Raw genomic sequence first — 18600 nt, 5'->3', positions numbered from 1 at the left:
CAATCGATCAGAAGTGATGGGCGGAAGCCTGTCACTTTTTAAGTATGCAGATGATTGTGATATATTTTATGGTGTAGAATTTTATTATCAGAGGATAAAGAGGGGAGGGAATGGACAAATAGGAATTTGTCCATGCATATCGATATGTTCAAAACTGACGAAACGGTTTCAACCCTGACGGAGCTGCTCAAGATCAACAGTCCGTCGGGGTATACGGAAAACGCGGCGGCCTGGCTTGAAGGGACGGTCCGGGGTATCGGTTATGAAACGGAAATGACGCCGAAGGGCAATCTGGTTGTAAGTGTGGCGGGAAAAGATGAGTCAACGACACGCGGGCTGAGTGCGCATGTGGATACGCTCGGGCTGATGGTGCGCTCGGTGAATGATGACGGTACGCTGTCGCTGACGAAATTGGGCGGTCCCCTGACACCGACGCTTGATGGTGAGTACTGCGATATCATTACACGGCATGACGGAACCTATACAGGCACTATCCTGTCGAAGTCGCCGTCGATCCATGTATACGAGGATGCATCATCGAAAGAGCGGGATATAGATAACCTGGTCGTGAAGATTGATGAACGCGTGAGCAGCCAAGAGGATGTGCGGGACCTGGGTATCCGCAATGGTGACTTTGTTGCCTATGACCCAAAGGTCATGGTCACGGATTCAGGCTTCATCAAATCGAGGTTCCTCGATGACAAGGCATCCGTCGCCATCCTGGTCAGTGTACTGAAGGCACTGAAAGAGGAAGGCATCGTCCCTGAGACGAATCTGAAATTCATCTTCTCGACATATGAGGAAGTGGGACACGGTTCTGCGTGGATCCCCGGGGACATTACGGAGTTCCTTGCGGTAGATATGGGGTGCATCGGCATGGACCTGGAATGTACGGAATTTGACGTTTCCATCTGTGCCAAGGATTCATCAGGTCCGTACGATTATGATATGACAACAGGGCTCATCAATCATGCAGAGCGCAACGATTTAAGTTATGCCGTTGATATATATCCGATGTACGGCAGTGACGCTTCTGCGGCATTGCGTGCCGGTGCGAATATCAAAGCGGCGCTGATAGGGCCCGGGGTGGCCGCAAGCCACGGCATGGAACGCACACATACGGATGCGCTAAAAAATACATTCGAACTGGTAATGGAATATATCCGGAATTGAATTAAGATAAAGTGGTGAAAGTTCTATCCGCTGAGGAAACCGTCAGAGCATATTATCTAAAATATGATATAGAATGCATAGACGAGCTTGTGCTATTTATCTAATGTGAATAATGGAAACTGGCAGCCTTGAGTCTGTGTTCACTCAAGTCTTTGGAGCTTAAAGATAAGAAAGAAACCAAAGGACGTATTGAATAAGTTCCCAAATATGTGTCAAAAAAATTGTGTATCAGACCACAATGTGGTTTTGTATCGAGTGAAGGAGATAACGTCCTTTTGAAATAATTGCAGTAGGATAAATTATGTTTAGTAAAAGCAGCTGCAAAAGGAACATGGAGAAAATAGGATGACGGATAATAAAGAGGTGGTGAACCCGTGAATGGATTCACTGCCTTTTTTGTATGCACACCAGTTATTCATCTGGGATCACCTATATTTTCTATCATGAGAAATGTCGGACTGGACTAGATTATGGATAGACAAGAATGCTCCATAGAGCAGTATAATAAGCTATTTATATCGAATGGCATGAATGAAGCGTGTTGTGTGTTGGTTAGAAGACTATAAAGTAATGGTTATCATTACGTTTTCTCTTACAAATATCAGTTGTTATAAAAATAAAAACTTTCTAAAAAATCCTAATGTAAGGGTTTACATTAGGATTTATAATGTTATATGCTTGTAATACAAATTTTGATATTAAAGAGAGGAGGCCAATTTTGTCTGTTTTCGATTTGACTGTTGATATAGGTTTAATCTCTGTCTTACTACTTATCGGGGTGTTGTTTAGAGCCAAGTTTAGGTTTATACAGAGGTTTTTTATTCCAGCAAGTATGATTGCTGGTTTCATTGGGTTGGCCCTTGGACCAAATGGGGTCGGCTGGTTACCATTATCTGAAGCGATTGCTGATTACCCGACCATCTTAATTGCTGTCATTTTTGGAGCAATCCCGATTGGAGCCGCACAAATAGATTGGAAAAAAGCATTTCACCAAGTTCGGAACATGTGGCTATATTCAATGCTGTTGACGGTTTTTATGTGGGGCGGTGGCGTTATGATTACGTTATTAGTGATAATAAACATCTGGGAAGTTCCGGCTGGTTTTGGTCTAGTTCTTGGTGCCGGGTTCCTGGGAGGTCACGGAACGGCAGCAGCTATTGGTGAAGCATTCGCAAATATGGGTTGGGAAGAAGCTACTTCACTTGGATATACTTCTGCAACAATTGGATTACTTTGTGCGATTGTTGGTGGTTTGATGATTGTCAAACGTCAAGCGAAGAAAAATCAAACCTCTTTTATTTCAGATTTTAAAGATTTACCAGAGGATTTAAGAACTGGCCTAGTGAAAGAGGAAAACCGAGAATGCGCGGGAACAGAAACAATTTCACCTAATTCTGTCGATCCATTATTCTTCCATATAGCAATTATTGGTGTTGTTGTGGTTATTAGCTACTACTTACAGGAGGGGTTGCAGAGTCTTTTCCCCCAAGTCAGTGTACCATTGCTAAGTATTGCATTTATTATAGGGCTACTCATGCAGATGTTATTGAGGAGACTAAAAGCCCATAACTATGTAGATAAACCAACCATCAGCCGTATCAGTGGTACAGCAACCGATTTAACTGTTGTCTTCGGGATCGCTTCTATTAATATAGCTGTGGTCACAAGCTATATTATTCCACTAGTTGCACTATTTGCTTTTGGTGTAATTTGGGCATACCTGATATTCCATTTTATCTCCCCACGCACCTTTCACCAAAATTGGTTTGAAAATGGAATATTTGGTTGGGGATGGAGTACAGGTACAGTAGCGATGGGGATCGCCCTGCTCAAGGTAGTAGACCCGAAAAATCAGGCAACAACACTCGATGATTACGGTCTTGCTTATGTAGGAATGGTACCAATTGAGGTTTTAATTATCACATTTGGGCCATTATTGCTGATGAATGGATTTGGATTTTTATATGTTCTAATCCTTTTCGGAAGTGGGGCTATATTAATCTTTATAGCTGCCAAATCAGGCTGGTTGGTCAACGAAAAATATGTAAAAGAACGACGAAAGATACAATAAGGTGAGATGAATTACTATGAAAATAGAACGAAGGAAAGTTTCGATGCAGGTGTTTGATCATATCAAGAAAATGATAGATGAGAAGGATCTGAAACCCGGGGACAAGCTTCCCACTGAGAGTTATTTCACTGAACTATTCGGTGTAAGCCGAACACCGATTCGTGAAGCACTCAGTGTATTGGAAGCGAGTGGCCTGATTACATCGACTCAAGGGGGTGGGAGTGTCATCCAGACTATCTCTGCTTCCAATCTGATGGAGAAGACCCGCTTCGAGTTTATAGAACCGGAAGAAGTAGTGAATTTATTGGAAACGCGGGTGATTGTTGAGTCAGGAGCTGCTTATTACGCATCACTCCGAAGGTCACAGACGGACCTTGAAAGTATCTATGAGGCCCTTTCACAAATCAGGTACTCACAAACAGTTGATAATATCGGGCATGAAGAAGACATTCTTTTTCATAAACGCATTGTCGAAGCATCACATAACCCTGTTCTAATACAGACAATGGAGAGTATCTCGGGGTTATATGATAAAGCGGTAAAATATTCTTTATCAAAAAACATAGGATGGAAGGAAAAAAGGCAGCAGGTACTCCAAGAGCATAACGAGATTTACGAAGCGATTGAACAAAAAGATTCGACTCGAGCCAGACAGGTAATGATTGAACATCTGGAAAACGCAAAAACTAAACTTGTTAGGAATATCAATAAAGGAGAGAAAAAGTATGATAGAAAAGAATATTCATTTTTATAGTGAAGGTCTCAAGCTGCGGGGAACACTCTATTATCCGGAAAATATTGATGAAAAAGGTACTTCTCCCGCAATTATTGCGAACTCAGGGTATCAGGGATTTAATGAATTTTACCCAAGGATGTTTGCCAAAAAAATGACAGAAGCGGGATATATCTGCTTAGGTTTTGACTACCGTGGATTTGCCGATAGCGAAGGTGAAAAGGGCACGGTGCTTATAGAACAACAAGTAGAGGATATTAATAATGCAGTAACCTTTTTACAGTTCCAAGAAGAGGTCGATCATAACCGAATAGGTCTGATTGGATGGGGAATGGGAGCTGCGAATGTCATTTTGGTAACTGAAAATAATGAGAATGTAGCTGCCGTTGCTTCATTGAATGGATTTTACAACGGGGAACGGTGGCTCAAATCAATCCATTCTTATAAAGAATGGATTCAAATTCTCGAAACGGTGAAGGCGGATCGTATTCAGAGAGTAGTCGAGGGAGAGTCACAACTGGTCGATCCCTTCATACATTATCCATTGGATCCTGCAACTAAAGATTATGTGGAAAAGGAACTTTCCTCTGTTTATGGATTTGGATATAAAACGAGGCTGCAGTTCACAGAATCTATCATCAACTTAAATGCAGAAAGAAGTGTACAGGAAATTGAATCAACACCGTTATTTATCGGTCATGGCGAGGAGAATATACTACACCCTTATGAAGAAGCCTTGGCTTTATACGATTCAGCCTGCTCTCCAAAAACCCTTTTTACTATTAAAGGAAAACATAATGATTTTATGTATAGTGACCATCCTGAGTTTAATCTTCTCTGCAAGCATTTAGTAACATTTTTTGAGAGAGCTTTTGAGCATGAGGATTCTCGTATCAGAAAGGAAAATATGTGATGGTGAAAAAATGGCACCCTTTACTGGAAGGAGCAATAGATCTGCATGCGCATTCTTCACCAAGTATTTTCCCGAGGAAGCAAACTGATTGGGAACTAATTGAGGATGTTTCGCGTGCGAAAATGGCTGGGATTGTATTGAAAGCCCATGAAGGCTCAACATTTGACCGCTCAACCCTTTTACAAGAAAAATATCCGCATCTAAATATTGTTGGCGGCCTTGTTTGTAATTTATTTACAGGAGGGGTTAAAAAAGCACCTGTCGATATGGCACTGAGAATGGGGGCAAAAATTATTTGGATGCCCACCATTTCGGGAGCACAACACAAGCGTTATTTTGCTCAGCACTACAAAGAGAATATTTTTAATAGCGATGAAGAGTTGGACGAACCTGAGTGTGGTCTGACTGTCACAGAAAATGGAGTCATAAAAGAGGAGGTGAAAAAGGTTCTAACTCTTATTGCCCAAAAAGATGCAGTACTAGCCACTGGACATTTGGAGGCAAAAGAGGTGATGATGATTGTGGATGAAGCCAGAAATCAAGGGGTGAAACGAATCTTGATACAGCATGCAGACCTCGGAATCGCCCCTCTCAGTCTTGAACAACAAAAGCAGCTGGCAAGGAAAGGCTGTATTATTGAAAAGTGTTACCTTGCGTGCAGTCAGGATTTTCAGGATATAACAGTTAGAGAGATGGCGCGTTCCATTGAAGAAATCGGGGCTGAGCATTGTGCCTTAGTGACTGATTATGGACAGGCCCATAATATTCCGGTTGTCGAGGCATTAGAGTCATTCATCGTTGAATTGTTAGAGGAAAATATTAGTGAAGAGGAGATTCGACAAATGGTGGTCGATAATCCTCATTCACTTATACAATGAAAAGAGGAAGGGTTAAGATTATGGAACCACGGTGGACAGAAATATTGAAAGAAGAACTAGGTGAAAAAATGGTTCACACTAGTGATGTTGAAATGCAAGATTACAGTAGTAATTCTGCATTTCGTGGTAATATGCCTGAAGCGGTGGTCTATGTCACAAATACAGAAGCTGTCAGTAAAGTATTAAAAATAGCCAATCTTTATAAAGTACCAGTAACACCAAGAGGTATGGGAACTGGCTTGAGTGGTGGAGATATTCCTGTGCATGGTGGTATTATACTCGACATGTGCCAATGGCCATCTGAAGTCATTGTCAATCCCGAGGATTTAATAGTTTCGGTGTCTCCAAGTGTCCTTACGTCTGAAGTACACGCAGAAGCAGAAAGATATGGGCTTATGTACCCGCCGGACCCGAGTAGTTCTAATATCTCCACAATTGGTGGTAATTTAGCAGAAAATGCCGGAGGGCCTCGAGGCTTGAAGTACGGAGTGACCAAAGACTATGTACTTGGTCTTGAAGTAGTCACACCTGAGGGAGAGGTGATGCGTACAGGGGGGAGTACGATTAAAAATGTAACAGGAATCGATTTAACCAAACTCATCGTCGGATCTGAAGGTATCCTTGGTGTAATCACAAGTGCCACTTTAAAATTGATTCCAAAACCTGCCAGTTCTCAAACAGTTATGGCGGCATTTCCCACAATGGAAATGGCGGGGAATGCGGTATCAACAACCCTTACATCAGGCATTCTGCCTGCAAAGATGGAATTTATTGATAAGGAATGCGCCCAGGCCGTTGAACAGTATGCTCCTCAGGGTCTTCCGACAAATGTGGAAGCAATTGTATTAGCTGAATTGGACGGTCACCCATCGACAGTCAAGGAAGAATCAATAGCTCTTAGCACAATCATGGAGAAGCTCGGTGGAACCTTTGTCTCTATCCCTCATACAAAAGAAGAAGCGGTTAACATGTGGAAAGCAAGAAAGTTGGTTTCACCTGCGATTGCAGTCATCAAGCCAACGAAGGCATCGGAAGATGCCACCGTTCCACGAAGTCAAATTCCTGCAATGATGGCCAGTTTGTCAAACATTCGGGATAAGTATAATATCTCACTCGTTGTGTTCGGTCATCTGGGAGATGGTAATCTACACCCAAACATTTTGTGTGATGAGAATGATCAGGAGGAACTTGAAAGGGTGGAGATGGCCATCGAAGAAATATTCAATTCAGCATTGGAGCTGGGAGGCACACTTTCCGGTGAGCACGGCATAGGTACGATGAAGGCACCATTTCTAGAAAAAGAACTGGGAACCGTGGGAGTGGATATGATGAAACGTATTAAACAGGCCTGGGATCCAAACAATATTATGAATCCTGGTAAAGTATTCTTTGATCAGGGACAACGGTTGATTTTAAGCCGTCACTTAGAAAAATAAGAAGGTTTGAAATAGGAGGAGTTATATTGTGAATTTAAATTTATTTCAGATTGTATCTATTCGTTTCTATTTTTATGGTGAATAGCAATATGAGAATGCTCAGTAAGGTGAATTTATGTATAACTGATTATAAAGAACCGTCATCGATATTTTCCGGTGACGGTTCATTTTACAAAACAGATTCTATCCGTATCTGTCCTCCCTGATCAGCATTGTCATCAGGAAGCCGGCAAATGCGAGCACCGCCATGACGGCCAGGGCATAGCTGGTGCCGGTGTATGTGCTCTGTGCCTGCGGCGCATCCATCACGGCGACTGTGATACTGATGATCGATGTCAGGATGATGATGCCGAAAGCCATGGCGAACTGCCGTACCGTGTTTACGATGGCCGAGCCGTGCGGGATGTCTCTATCATCGAGCTCTGACATGCTGACGGTGACGAGCGGCATGAGCGTCAGGCCGAAACCGGTCATGAACAGGCAGAAGTGCACCATGATCCAGTACGGTGAGTCACCCATGCCGACGGTGTTGAGCAGCACGAGGGAGACTGTCGTGCACAAAAAGCCGATGATGGCGATGGTCCTGCCGCCGTAGCAGTCATACAGGCTGCCGGAGATGAAAGTGATGATGGACAGGATGACCGTCCCCGGCACGAGCAGGAAGCCGGACAGGAAGGCGCTTGTCCCGAGTGCGCTCTGCGCGAACATCGGCAGGATCGTCTCCGTCGACAAAAGCAGCATCATGTTGATGAAAATCAGGATGATTGCGAGAGTGAAGGTCCGGTTGCGGAACAGCGTCAGGTTAAGCACCGGTGTGCCGATGTTGAACTGCCGGCGGGTGAAAAGCAGTACACCCAGTATGCCGGCGGTCAGCGGGACATACGACATTGGATCGAGGAATCCGTATACGCTGATGTTGCTGAGCCCGAATATGAATAAAGAGAAACCGGCCGCAGACAGCATGACGGAACGGATGTCAAGCTTTGTCCGCTGCTGCTCGAGTACGTTCTTCATGAAGAAAATGGCCAGGATGAAAGTGATCAGGATGAACGGCAGCAGCACCCAGTGGAGCGACCGCCAGTCGAGGTAGTCGATGATGATCCCGGAGATCGACGGGGCGGAAGCGGGTGCCACATTTGTCACGGCGCCGAGCAGCCCCATCGCAAATCCACGTCTGTCGTATGGAAATACAATCAGCAGAATGGTCTGGATGAGCGGCAGTATGATCCCGGCCCCGATGGCCTGGATGACCCTCGACAGGATCAGTACACCGAAGTTCGGCGACCAGGCGCCGATGATTGTACCGGCGAGCAGGCATGTGATGGCGATGATGACAAGTGTTTTCGATGAATAGGTGGTCGACAGGTAGCCCGACATCGGGATGAAGACAATCGTCGTCAGGATGAATGCAGTCGTCAGCCACTGTACCTGTGTGGCATTGATATCGAACTCCGCCATTATGGTGGGGAATGCTGTAATGAGAAGGAACTGGTTGAACGTCAGTAAAAAAGCTGCGGCAATGATTACCACAACGACGCCTTTGCTCTGCACTTTTTCCTCTGCCATGCGATGCCCCCTCACCAGAGTGATTTCATATACATTGTTGCATACTGGCAGGTTCCGGTCAAAGTGCGCAAGTCCGGGCGTTTTACATCGGAACGGTCACTATTGGTGTCGTAAGATATAGAGGAAGCCCCGGATCAAATGGTCCGGGGCACTGTCGTGAACCTGGCTATTTCACAATTCTTTTTGCCAGCGGTTTGACACCGAGGCTCTGGACGACGAGTGAAATGAGCACGGCGGCGAATGACAGTGAGATGATCATGTCAAGATCACCCGTGTTTTGCGAATAGAGCGTCAGTATCAGGAAGACGGACATCGTCCCTTTCAGACCGGCCCATGCGATGAGGGCTGCCTCCTTCTGGTTGATCTCGTGGCGCCATTTTGGAAATGACTGGGTAGTTCCGGCGACCAGTATATAGCGGATGATCATCGACAGGATGAAGATGATGATGACGAAGGTCCATCCGTCAAAAATCAGGAATTCAGCCGACTCGATGCCGATCAGGAGGAACAGAAGTGACAGAATGCTCGCTTCCGCAATCTCCCAGAAACCATCCAGTGACTCCCTGAAGTGCGCCTCCTTTTCGCTGCTTTCATACTTGAAGGAGAGCATGATTCCGGCAAATACGGTCGCAAGTACGCCGGAAGCCCCGACGTATTCAGTGATGTTGAAGGTCCCGTATGCCAGTATGATGCTCAGCATGACCTGGTATTTTCGGTCATGTGTCACATTGACCACCTTGCCCATCAGCCAGCCGAAAAGTATGCCGAGGCCGGCGCCGCCGATCGACACGAGCAGGAACTCACCCAGGAATGTGCCGATGCTGAAAGTCCGGCTTTCTGCCAGCATGCCGGCCAGGGTCGTGAAAATGACGATGCTTGTACCGTCATTGATCAGGGACTCGCCTTCAACCACATCGGCGATCTTTTCACTGCCGACCGATTTCTTGATGATGGAAACGACAGAGACCGGGTCCGTCGGTGTGAGGATAGCTGCGATGACCAGGGATTCAAGCAGTGAAAGCGGGATGAACGGCCCGCTCAGCATATGAATGGCAGCCCCGAGGGCGGCCACGGTGAACATGATGCCGAAAACTCCCAGGAAGCTGATGATGCCTGCATTCTTTTTCAACCCGGCGGCCGGCATCTGATAGGCGGAAGTGAACAGCAGCGCAGGCAGGAACAGATGATAGATCATGTTGCCCGTCACTTCAACCGATGAAAAGAAAGGTATGAAGGACAGCCCGATGCCAATGAGTACGAGGACGGTCGGCACGGGGAAGTCATCCTGTTTCTGATCGATGGTGAATACGATGTAGCCGATCAGCAGCAAAATCAGTATATGTGAAGTTTCCAATTGCCTCCCCGTCCTTTCCTGTCAGTCTTGAAATCAATCCTGGGCGTCACCGTACTGGTTGTCCCCCATCTTCAGCGGCTCTGTGCAGTGATTGAAGCCTTGCCACTTCAGGTGATCGAATGCGCCCCTGAAGGAGGCTTCGAGGAACTGCTGCACATTTTCAGCTTCCACGCCGTCCATGCCGTTCTTCATTTCGTAGAGATACTCCGCCATATCAGCCGAAAAATAGCTGCCTTCAGGGAAGCTGTCGTCGGTTGCAAGCTCTTCATTATCCACGAAGGGGTAGGGGAGTGTGAAGAATGTCGGATATTCGAAAGTGTCGTCCCCCAGCCAGAAGCCGAATTCGATCATATGCTCGTCGAAAGCGGCGCGCTCGATCACTTTGCTGTCGTCCGGGAAGGGTTCGAATTCATCGTGGATGAGGATGCAGGATACATCGAACGTCCCCCAGAACAGGCCGGGGTGCACTTTCCGGTGACGGAGCGGTGCGAGGAACTGCATCTCAGTATCCCGTGCAAACTGGAACCATTTCAGGACAATGTTCGCGACATGGTCATTATAGTGGTGATGGCCGACGTCATCTTCAAAAGGTGTCTTGAAATCCATTTCCTGGGGCTTCGTATTGATGTAGAGCTTCAGCCCCTCTGCAGCGGCAGTATTGATGATCTCCTGATAATATTCGCTGATCGGTTTACCGCTTGCCATCTCGATGTGCGTATCATGGGTTTCGGTTTTGATGATGATGAGTCCCCGCGACAGGTCCGCTTCGATTTCGAAGTGGGTATCCCCGCGTCTGAGGAGGCCGGTGGAGAACCCACGTGGTGTAATATCCAGTGTTACATGCGCCCACTGGGGTTCCTGCGGTGCATATTCAAGTCTGATCTTGCCGAGAATCTGGGAAATCAGCTGGAGTGTCGTAATCTCATTCTTGTATTCGGTATAGAATCCCATAAAAATTCACCTCTTAGAATCAGAATACCCTTTTGAAGTCACGATATTCTTCCCGAGCACAATAAAAGCCGCCCGGTCTGTCAACAGGCAGACCGGGCGGAAATTCATCAATTTCATTATACGATCCCCTGGATCCTGAGAATAATTTCGGAGACGATTGCAGATCCGAGGTATGTCCCGAGGAGCACCAGCATGCCGATGGCCGTCAGTTGCTCTCCATATATTCAACCGTGGCTTTGGCCAGTATCTTTGCTGCAATCAAAAGAGATTCCTCGTTGATGTCGAACTTTGGATGGTGGTGTGGGAACGGATCCTTAACACCGTCAGGCTGGGCTCCGGTAAAGAAGTACGTACCCTTGACCTCCTGGAGGTAGTAGGCATAATCCTCGCCGCCCATTATTGGATCAATTTCCTTCACTTCATTGACACCCGGTACCGTCTCCGCAATATCCCTGACGAATTCCGTCTCTTCCTTGTGGTTGACCAGCACCGGATAGCCTTTCTTGTACTCATATTCAAAGTCCGCAGCCGACAGGTGGCATGTCCCTTCGACAACACGTCTGATCTCCCGGTCCATATGGTCGCGGACATCCTCCTTCAGAGTCCGCACCGTACCGGAAAGTTTTGCGGAGTTTGCAATGACGTTATACGGTCCCGCCGCCTCGAAGTTGCAGACGGACAGAACTGCAGAATCGAGCGGGTTCACACGACGGCTGACAATCTGCTGGAGATTGTCGACGAGCTGGGAGGCGATCAGGATGCTGTCCTTCGTATCCTGCGGCATCGCACCATGACCTCCCTTGCCCTTGATCGTGATTTCAAATTTGTCCGCCGCAGCCTGAAGCGCATCCGTACGGTAGTTGATCTCGCGGAACGGCGTCTGCGCCTGCAGATGCGTGCCGAAAATCACATCCACACCATCAAGGCATCCGTCCTCGATCATCGCCTTCGCACCACCCGGTGGCAGCTCCTCAGCATGCTGGTGGATGAAGACAACGTTCCCCTTCAGCCCGGCTTTCATACCGTTCAGAACCTTAGCCACACCAAGCAGTGTCGCAGTATGGCCATCATGCCCGCAGGCATGCATCACACCGTCATGTATAGATTGGAAAGGAAGACCCGTCTCCTCCTGGATCGGCAGCGCATCAAAATCCGCACGCAGCGCAACAGTCGGTCCATCCAGAGCACCCTTCAGGTAGGCAACCACACCATTGCCCCCAACACCCGTCTTCACCTCATGACCAAGATCATTGTGGAAATCCGCGATGAATTTCGGTGTCTCGACCTCCTCGAAAGACAATTCAGGGTGCTTATGCAAATGTCTCCTGATATCCACGATCTCATCGTAAAGCTCATCCACTCTCGCAAATAACTGTTCCATGTTTAACGGCCCCTTTATAAATTGATAGTTTGATATAGAGAGTATATATGGAGGAAAAATAATAGTCAAAATATTCTTTTATTTAGAAGGATTTACGAACAGTGATAAAACAAAAATGAATTATCCGAAAATTCTTTCAAATATAATTTTGTTATGTTATAGTGTAAAAAAATACAGTATTACTGTAAAAGGTGGATGCATTCATGAAGGAAGTCTCTGAGAAGATTAAAAACCTAAGGACGGATAATAAGAAGACATTGAAACAGCTAAGTGATGACACGGGGCTCTCAGTCAGTTTTCTGTCGCAGGTTGAAAGAGGGGAATCATCGCTGGCCATAACATCGTTAAATAAGATTGCTGAAGCTTTGGGAGTACATATTACATCTTTCTTCACTCCCCAATATACGGAGGCATTTAAAATTTCACCGGATGCTATGGAACCCTTTACGTTAGAGCATTCAGACCAGGAGTTTCTAAGGGCCTCGAGCGAATTTAAAGATAGGAAACTGGACAATTATATCATCACTGTTTATCCGGGCAATAAAAGTGAGTCTTCCAGCCACGAGGGAGAGGAAATGTATTATGTGCTGGAAGGTGAGATTACATTTTACTTGAATCAGAAGGAATATAATTTAAAAAAGGGAGAAGTGATTCATTATCCATCTTCTATAAATCATTATTATATAAATTCCGGTGGTGAAGCTGCCAGACTTTTTTGTGTACTAACGCCAAAATTATTCTAAGGGGAGATAAAAATGAGAGTTGCTACAGATATCGGAGGTACTTTCACTGATCTAGTTGCAGTTGATGAAGAGGGAAAGATTACTGTTGGTAAGTCAAATACGACACCCTCTAATTTTGAAAAGGGCATTTTTGATGTGATTGAAAAAGCGGATATAAGCTTTAATGATATTGAGATGTTTTTTCATGGAACGACTGTTGTAATCAATGCATTGACTGAAAAACAGGGTGTTAAAACAGGATTGATTACTACTGAAGGTTTTAGGGATGTATTGGAAATCGCACGGGGTAACCGACCGGATCTATTCAATGTTAAATATAAAAAACCAGTTCCAATCATTGAACGTCACTTGAGAAAAGAGGTGTCTGAAAGGTTAAATTACAAGGGAGAAGTGGAAAAAAATCTGGATTTGAAAGAAGTGGATGGAATTCTGGACTACTTCAGATCAGAAGGTGTGGAGGCCATCGCAATCTCTCTGCTTCACAGTTACAAGAATAGTGACCATGAAAAAGAAATTGCAAAGCACATAGAGAGAAATTGGCCGGAAGTCCATGTAACTACATCAAGTGAATTGAGTAAGGAATGGAGAGAATATGAAAGGACCTCGACAGCGGCTTTAAATGCATATGTCAAGCCCATTGCCAATGATTACCTGAATAATTTGGAAGAGAAGCTGAAGGGCAAGGGTGCAGGAAAGAATAATTACATTATGCAGTCAAATGGTGGTACAAGCACATTTGATGTTGCCAAAATGTCACCTATCAATATGGTTGAGTCAGGACCGGTGGCAGGTATTTTTGGTGCGTCTATTCTGGGAGAGATGCTGGGAGAGAAAAATCTTATCGTGTTGGATATAGGTGGAACTACTGCGAAATGTTCCTTGGTTGAAAACAATAATGTGAAGATATCGACCGATTATAATCTTGAGCAGACTCAGCAATATGCAGGCTATCCTTTAAAGGTGCCGGTGGTAGATATAGTCGAAATCGGAAATGGCGGTGGTTCAATTGCCTGGATTGATGACAGTGGCTCTGTAAAGGTTGGGCCAAAATCTGCCGGGGCGGAACCTGGACCGATTTCATATGGTCAGGGCGGTGAGAGTCCGACTACGACAGATGCGAATGTGCTTTTAGGAAGACTGTCATTGGAAAATTTTGAATCAAGTACTGATCTGGAGTCAATCAAAAAATCATTCCAAAGCAAACTGGGGGATGAATTGAATGCCGGTACAGATGATCTGGCGATGGGGATTGTTAAAATCGCAAATTCCAATATGCTGAACGCATTGAAGCTGGTATCGATTCGAAAAGGATATGATCCCAGGGACTTCACCATGGTGGCTATTGGTGGGGGCGGCCCTATGCATTCACAAGATCTAGCCAGGGAACTTGGTGTGAAAAAGGTGGTAATACCATCGACATCTCCTGTTTTCGCCTCTTGGGGGATGTTGATGTCGGACTTGCGGCATGATTATTCGCAAACACTCCTTGCTAAAACTGAAGAATTGAGTTTTGAAAAAATTAATAATGAGTATGAACGGATTATTGAAGATGCTAAAAATACTTTAAGCAAGGAAGGAATGGATGAAAGTAACATCGTAGTCACCAAAAGTCTGGACATGAGATATGTTGGTCAGGAACACACCGTGGAAGTCACAGTTCCTTTTGATGAGATGAATGTAAATAATATAAACGAGGTTATACAAAATTTCCACGAAAACCATGAACGGTTGTATACGTACACATTACCTGAAAACGGAACGGAAATAGTTAATATCAAAGTCAAAGTTCTTGGGAAGATAGAGAAACCGAAAATGTCTAAAGAGAAAAGGGATGTTGGTGAAAAACACCTTGGCAGACGATCTGTGTTTTTTGAAGAATCCGGGTGGATTGAAGTAGATGTCTATGCTAAGGATTTCCTTGATGATACAGATAGAGTGAACGGCCCTGCGATTATTGAAGAGCAGACGTCCTCTACAGTCATCAACAAAGGTGATGTACTGACCAAGGATAGCTATGGCAATATGATTATTGAAATAGGGGGACTTTCCAATGAAATATGATACTGATCCATTCACGTATGAAGTGATTAAAGATTCCTTGATTTCCACGGGGGAAGAAATGTTTATCGCACTGGCAAAAACGTCAATGAGCCCTATCATTTATGAAGTCCTGGATTACGCCTGTGGCCTGACAGACAGGAAAGGAGAACTCGTGACCCAGGGGAATGGTGTGACAGGGTTTATAGGTATGCTTTCGTTCATGGTGAAAGAGACAATAGACAAATATGGTGAGGATATCCATGAAGGAGATGTATTTCTCATTAACGACCCATATAAAGGTGGAGGCTCGCATCTTTGTGATGTGGGTGTTGTGATGCCGGTTTTTCATCAGGGAGAACTTATTTCATTCGTTGCAAATAAAGCGCACTGGACAGAAGTTGGCGGGAAAGACACTGGATCCATGTCAACGAACTCGACTGATATCTTCCAGGAAGGACTGCAATTCCCATGCTTGAGGCTTTTTGATAAAGGTGAAGCCAATGATCAGATCATTGAGTTGATTGAAACGAATGTCCGGTTCCCTGAACTGTCAATCGGTGATCTATGGGCCCAGGTTGCCTCTCTTAGGACCGGAGGAGGACGGTTGAAAGAACTGTGTGACAAATATAGTCGGCAGTCGGTAATTGAAAGTATGGAAAGGTTCCTTGATCAGGGTGAAAAGCTCACGCTTAATGAACTGAAAAAGCTTCCGAAAGGGACATTTGAAGTTGAAGATCTAATTGATGATGATGGAATCACTGAGGAACAACTGAATGTGAAACTTAAACTGACGATTACTGATGATGAATTTATATGTGATTACCGAGGCTCTTCCCCCCAGGTTCAAGGTCCCATCAACAGTTCCTATACTGGGTTGGTATCATCTGTGAGAACTATTTTTCTGGCCATTACTAATTCAAACCAAGATGTAAATGATGGTGCATTCAGGCCATTGAAGATCATCACAGATGAACGCTCTGTTTTCTCAGCACAAAGGCCTGCGCCGGTATCCATGTATTGGGAATCGATGTTATATGGTAATGAACTGATATGGCAAGCGCTTGCGCCACTTTTACCAAATAAACTGTCGGCCGGACATCTTATGTCCGTATGTACTGTAATCATGGGTGGTAAGCATCCGGATAAAGATGAAGATTTCCTGATTGTCGAACCTTCAGTCGGGGGATGGGGAGCAACGAATGAAAGAGATGGAGATACCGGTCAATTTTGTGTGCTGGATGGTGAAACATTCAATGTTCCTGTTGAAGTGGCAGAAACAGCATATGGGATCATGGTGGATGAATATTCCATGAGAACAGATGGAGCAGGTGCCGGGAAACACAGAGGAGGCCCAGGTGTAATCAGAAGTTATAGGTCTCTCACTGATAATCAGTTCTTCACAGCAAGCTTTGGGCGCCACAAAACAAATGCATGGGGAGCAGATGGCGGACATGATGGTTCAAATAATGAATTTTACATTGAAAAGAATGATGGACAAATAGATGGACCATTCGGTAAATATAATCAGTATAAACTGAACAAAGGTGACAGGGTGGTGTTAAAAACAGCGACTGGCGGCGGATATGGTAAGCCAACTGATAGAAACCGTGAAGAGATAGAATTGGATATTAAAAATGGATATATTACCTTAGAACAGGCGAAAAATGACTATAATTATTCAGGAGCAGAATGAGATGGATCAGAATAATATCAGAGATCATGCGGGTACATCACCAATATTTATACTTCCAATGTATGAAAAGTTATTTGCAGAGAAGAATATTGATGCCTCATTCAATTACGTTGAAATTGATGGTGGGATGGTAGTACCTGAGCAGGGTTTCAGCATACACGATTATGATGAACTTTCTTTTGTGATCGAAGGTAGACTGGCGGTCGAGATCGAAGACGAAATATACAATGTGAGGACTGGAGATTATACATTGATTCGTAAAGGTGTTCCACATATATCTAAAAACCTTGAAGAAGATAAATGTAAGATCATTAGTCTCCTTATATAGGAGGTACGGGGATGGGTAAAAACAATGAAGCAAGCGGTATGGGAAATGACAACCCTCTGGAAAGTGTCCCTTTAAGCAAAAGACAGCACTGGACGACTCCGGCTGTCATATTTGGCGGGTTGGAGTTCACTATACCAGTGCTGATGGTAGGTGCAACTCTGGCAGGTGCTTTTGGACTGACTACCATTTTCTGGATTGTCATGTTTAGTATGCTTGTCCTCCAATGGGCAGGTAATGCTGTACAAGGTCATATAGGTGCTAAGACTGGTCGTCCGTCATCTGTGATTGCCAAAAATAGTTTTGGCAATCTTCAAGCGAGAATCATAGCCGGGGGAACGATCTTTTTAGCATCCCTTGGCTGGTGGGCGCTACAGACAGCTGTTGCCGGCAATGCTATTTCTGCAATGCTGGGTATAGATTATGAGACACAATGGGGGATTTGGGCTTTAATTACAATTGTGGCAGGGTTATTGTTCGCCATCCCGTCGATTATCGGTTATAACTCTATGAAATGGACAGATTATCTGGCTGTGCCGGCCGGGCTGCTACTTGTAGTAGTGGGGATATACCTTGCATTAAGAGGTACTGGTTGGACACAGTTGATGGAATGGAACCCTGAGCCGACTATGTCGGTCATCACTGCAATAAGTTTGATAATAGGAGCGAATGTATCGCAATGGGTGATCGCTTCAGATTATACACGTTATGCACAGCCGACTTGGAAAGATAGTATCCTCATCCCTTTGGGAATTGTAGGAGTAGGCATACCGCTGTTCATGGTTGGAGCAATTATGTCTGTTGGAGTCGGAGATGCAGATATTGTAAATGTCATGCTCAACCTGGGCTTCCCGGTATGGGGATTCTTGATTTTATGGTTAGCAACATGGACAAGTCAATTGGTTAATAACTATAGCATGGGTTTGGCATTTTCAAACTTGGTTAATGTAAACAGTAACAGAGGAAGACAAATTTTGACTTTGGTTGGGACACTGATTGCCATAGCTGTAGCACTGGCTGGAATATTGGATTACTTTGAAGACTTTCTTTATATGACCGCCCTTGTCTATCCTGCAATTGCCGGTGTAATGTTTGCAGATTTCTACTTTCTCAGAAATCAAACTTGGAAGAATATCGATAGTTGGAATTATATGGCCACCATAGCAGCGATAATTGGAATTATTCTGGGTTACTATACTCAATATGTAAATTCATGGGGGCTTCCGGCAGTGCAGTCATTAGTTGCAGCCTTTATAGCCTACTATTTGTTGATGTGGGTAAAGGCAAGGATAAAACCAGATGATTTCACACCAGAAAAGTGGTTAAAATAGTGGAGAGTTTAA

General features: G+C 44.8%; 15 protein-coding genes. 11 read left to right on the top strand and 4 right to left on the bottom strand.

From position 1 onward, the window contains the following. The first annotated feature begins 132 nt into the window (after positions 1–132). From C792_RS0112695 to C792_RS0112670, 6 genes are all read left to right on the top strand, one after another. The gene (locus C792_RS0112695; protein WP_017549834.1) at positions 133–1173 is read left to right on the top strand and encodes a M42 family metallopeptidase; all 1041 of its coding nucleotides are present in this window, start codon (positions 133–135) and stop codon (positions 1171–1173) included. Positions 1174–1891: 718 nt separating this feature from the next. Further along, positions 1892–3244, top strand: coding sequence for a sodium/glutamate symporter (locus C792_RS0112690; protein WP_017549833.1), 1353 nt, complete (start codon positions 1892–1894; stop codon positions 3242–3244). A 16-nt stretch (positions 3245–3260) separates the two neighbouring features. Further along, the gene (locus C792_RS0112685; protein ID WP_026090357.1) at positions 3261–3998 is read left to right on the top strand and encodes a FadR/GntR family transcriptional regulator; all 738 of its coding nucleotides are present in this window, start codon (positions 3261–3263) and stop codon (positions 3996–3998) included. Beyond that, positions 3970–4890, top strand: coding sequence for an alpha/beta hydrolase (locus C792_RS0112680; RefSeq protein WP_017549831.1), 921 nt, complete (start codon positions 3970–3972; stop codon positions 4888–4890). Before C792_RS0112685 ends, C792_RS0112680 begins: the two co-directional genes overlap by 29 nt. Next, complete coding sequence (locus tag C792_RS0112675) at positions 4890–5768, top strand: DUF6282 family protein (RefSeq protein ID WP_017549830.1); 879 nt, start codon at positions 4890–4892, stop codon at positions 5766–5768. Before C792_RS0112680 ends, C792_RS0112675 begins: the two co-directional genes overlap by 1 nt. A 20-nt stretch (positions 5769–5788) precedes the next feature. Then, positions 5789–7204, top strand: coding sequence for an FAD-binding oxidoreductase (locus C792_RS0112670; protein ID WP_017549829.1), 1416 nt, complete (start codon positions 5789–5791; stop codon positions 7202–7204). 183 nt (positions 7205–7387) lie between these two features. Here the strand turns inward: C792_RS0112670 and C792_RS0112665 are convergent, their stop codons facing one another. The 4 genes from C792_RS0112665 to C792_RS0112645 all read right to left on the bottom strand — a co-directional run bounded on the left by C792_RS0112665 (position 7388) and on the right by C792_RS0112645 (position 12456). Beyond that, on the bottom strand, positions 7388–8770 hold the full coding sequence (locus C792_RS0112665; protein ID WP_017549828.1) for an MFS transporter: 1383 nt from the start codon (positions 8768–8770) through the stop codon (positions 7388–7390). 166 nt (positions 8771–8936) lie between these two features. After that, positions 8937–10124 carry a cation:proton antiporter gene (locus C792_RS0112660; protein ID WP_017549827.1) on the bottom strand — a complete coding sequence of 396 codons (1188 nt, stop codon included), beginning with the start codon at positions 10122–10124 and terminating at the stop codon, positions 8937–8939. Between the two features lie 33 nt (positions 10125–10157). Then, positions 10158–11075: a DUF5996 family protein gene (locus C792_RS0112655; protein WP_017549826.1), complete on the bottom strand. Its 918-nt coding sequence runs from the start codon at positions 11073–11075 to the stop codon at positions 10158–10160. 205 nt (positions 11076–11280) lie between these two features. After that, the gene (locus C792_RS0112645) at positions 11281–12456 is read right to left on the bottom strand and encodes an amidohydrolase (RefSeq protein WP_017549824.1); all 1176 of its coding nucleotides are present in this window, start codon (positions 12454–12456) and stop codon (positions 11281–11283) included. A 203-nt stretch (positions 12457–12659) separates the two neighbouring features. Between C792_RS0112645 and C792_RS0112640 the strand changes: the two genes are divergently transcribed. Genes C792_RS0112640 through C792_RS0112620 form a run of 5 tightly spaced genes read left to right on the top strand, consistent with a single transcriptional unit; the run spans position 12660 to position 18588 of the window. Beyond that, on the top strand, positions 12660–13199 hold the full coding sequence (locus C792_RS0112640) for a helix-turn-helix domain-containing protein (protein ID WP_017549823.1): 540 nt from the start codon (positions 12660–12662) through the stop codon (positions 13197–13199). A 12-nt stretch (positions 13200–13211) separates the two neighbouring features. Further along, positions 13212–15260 carry a hydantoinase/oxoprolinase family protein gene (locus C792_RS0112635; RefSeq protein ID WP_017549822.1) on the top strand — a complete coding sequence of 683 codons (2049 nt, stop codon included), beginning with the start codon at positions 13212–13214 and terminating at the stop codon, positions 15258–15260. After that, positions 15250–16932, top strand: coding sequence for a hydantoinase B/oxoprolinase family protein (locus C792_RS0112630; protein WP_017549821.1), 1683 nt, complete (start codon positions 15250–15252; stop codon positions 16930–16932). Before C792_RS0112635 ends, C792_RS0112630 begins: the two co-directional genes overlap by 11 nt. A gap of 1 nt (position 16933) precedes the next feature. Next, the gene (locus C792_RS14530; protein WP_017549820.1) at positions 16934–17260 is read left to right on the top strand and encodes a cupin domain-containing protein; all 327 of its coding nucleotides are present in this window, start codon (positions 16934–16936) and stop codon (positions 17258–17260) included. Between the two features lie 11 nt (positions 17261–17271). Further along, a complete protein-coding gene (locus C792_RS0112620) occupies positions 17272–18588 on the top strand; it encodes a cytosine permease (RefSeq protein ID WP_017549819.1) in 1317 nt (438 codons plus the stop codon). The last annotated feature ends 12 nt before the right edge of the window (positions 18589–18600 follow it).

Source organism: Salinicoccus carnicancri Crm (assembly GCF_000330705.1).
GTDB classification, from domain to species: domain Bacteria; phylum Bacillota; class Bacilli; order Staphylococcales; family Salinicoccaceae; genus Salinicoccus; species Salinicoccus carnicancri.
Note: the sequence above shows the minus strand (reverse complement) of the source record. Positions and strands in the feature narration are given on the sequence as shown.

Bases quoted from the DNA above. Each gene is read 5' to 3' on its own strand.
- C792_RS0112695 (WP_017549834.1), top strand. From the start codon at position 133: ATGCATATCGATATGTTCAAAACTGACGAAACGGTTTCAACCCTGACG.
- C792_RS0112685 (WP_026090357.1), top strand. From the start codon at position 3,261: ATGAAAATAGAACGAAGGAAAGTTTCGATGCAGGTGTTTGATCATATC.
- C792_RS0112680 (WP_017549831.1), top strand. From the start codon at position 3,970: ATGATAGAAAAGAATATTCATTTTTATAGTGAAGGTCTCAAGCTGCGG.
- C792_RS0112675 (WP_017549830.1), top strand. From the start codon at position 4,890: ATGGTGAAAAAATGGCACCCTTTACTGGAAGGAGCAATAGATCTGCAT.
- C792_RS0112670 (WP_017549829.1), top strand. From the start codon at position 5,789: ATGGAACCACGGTGGACAGAAATATTGAAAGAAGAACTAGGTGAAAAA.
- C792_RS0112665 (WP_017549828.1), bottom strand. From the start codon at position 8,770: ATGGCAGAGGAAAAAGTGCAGAGCAAAGGCGTCGTTGTGGTAATCATT.
- C792_RS0112655 (WP_017549826.1), bottom strand. From the start codon at position 11,075: ATGGGATTCTATACCGAATACAAGAATGAGATTACGACACTCCAGCTG.
- C792_RS0112645 (WP_017549824.1), bottom strand. From the start codon at position 12,456: ATGGAACAGTTATTTGCGAGAGTGGATGAGCTTTACGATGAGATCGTG.
- C792_RS0112640 (WP_017549823.1), top strand. From the start codon at position 12,660: ATGAAGGAAGTCTCTGAGAAGATTAAAAACCTAAGGACGGATAATAAG.
- C792_RS0112635 (WP_017549822.1), top strand. From the start codon at position 13,212: ATGAGAGTTGCTACAGATATCGGAGGTACTTTCACTGATCTAGTTGCA.
- C792_RS0112630 (WP_017549821.1), top strand. From the start codon at position 15,250: ATGAAATATGATACTGATCCATTCACGTATGAAGTGATTAAAGATTCC.
- C792_RS14530 (WP_017549820.1), top strand. From the start codon at position 16,934: ATGGATCAGAATAATATCAGAGATCATGCGGGTACATCACCAATATTT.
- C792_RS0112620 (WP_017549819.1), top strand. From the start codon at position 17,272: ATGGGTAAAAACAATGAAGCAAGCGGTATGGGAAATGACAACCCTCTG.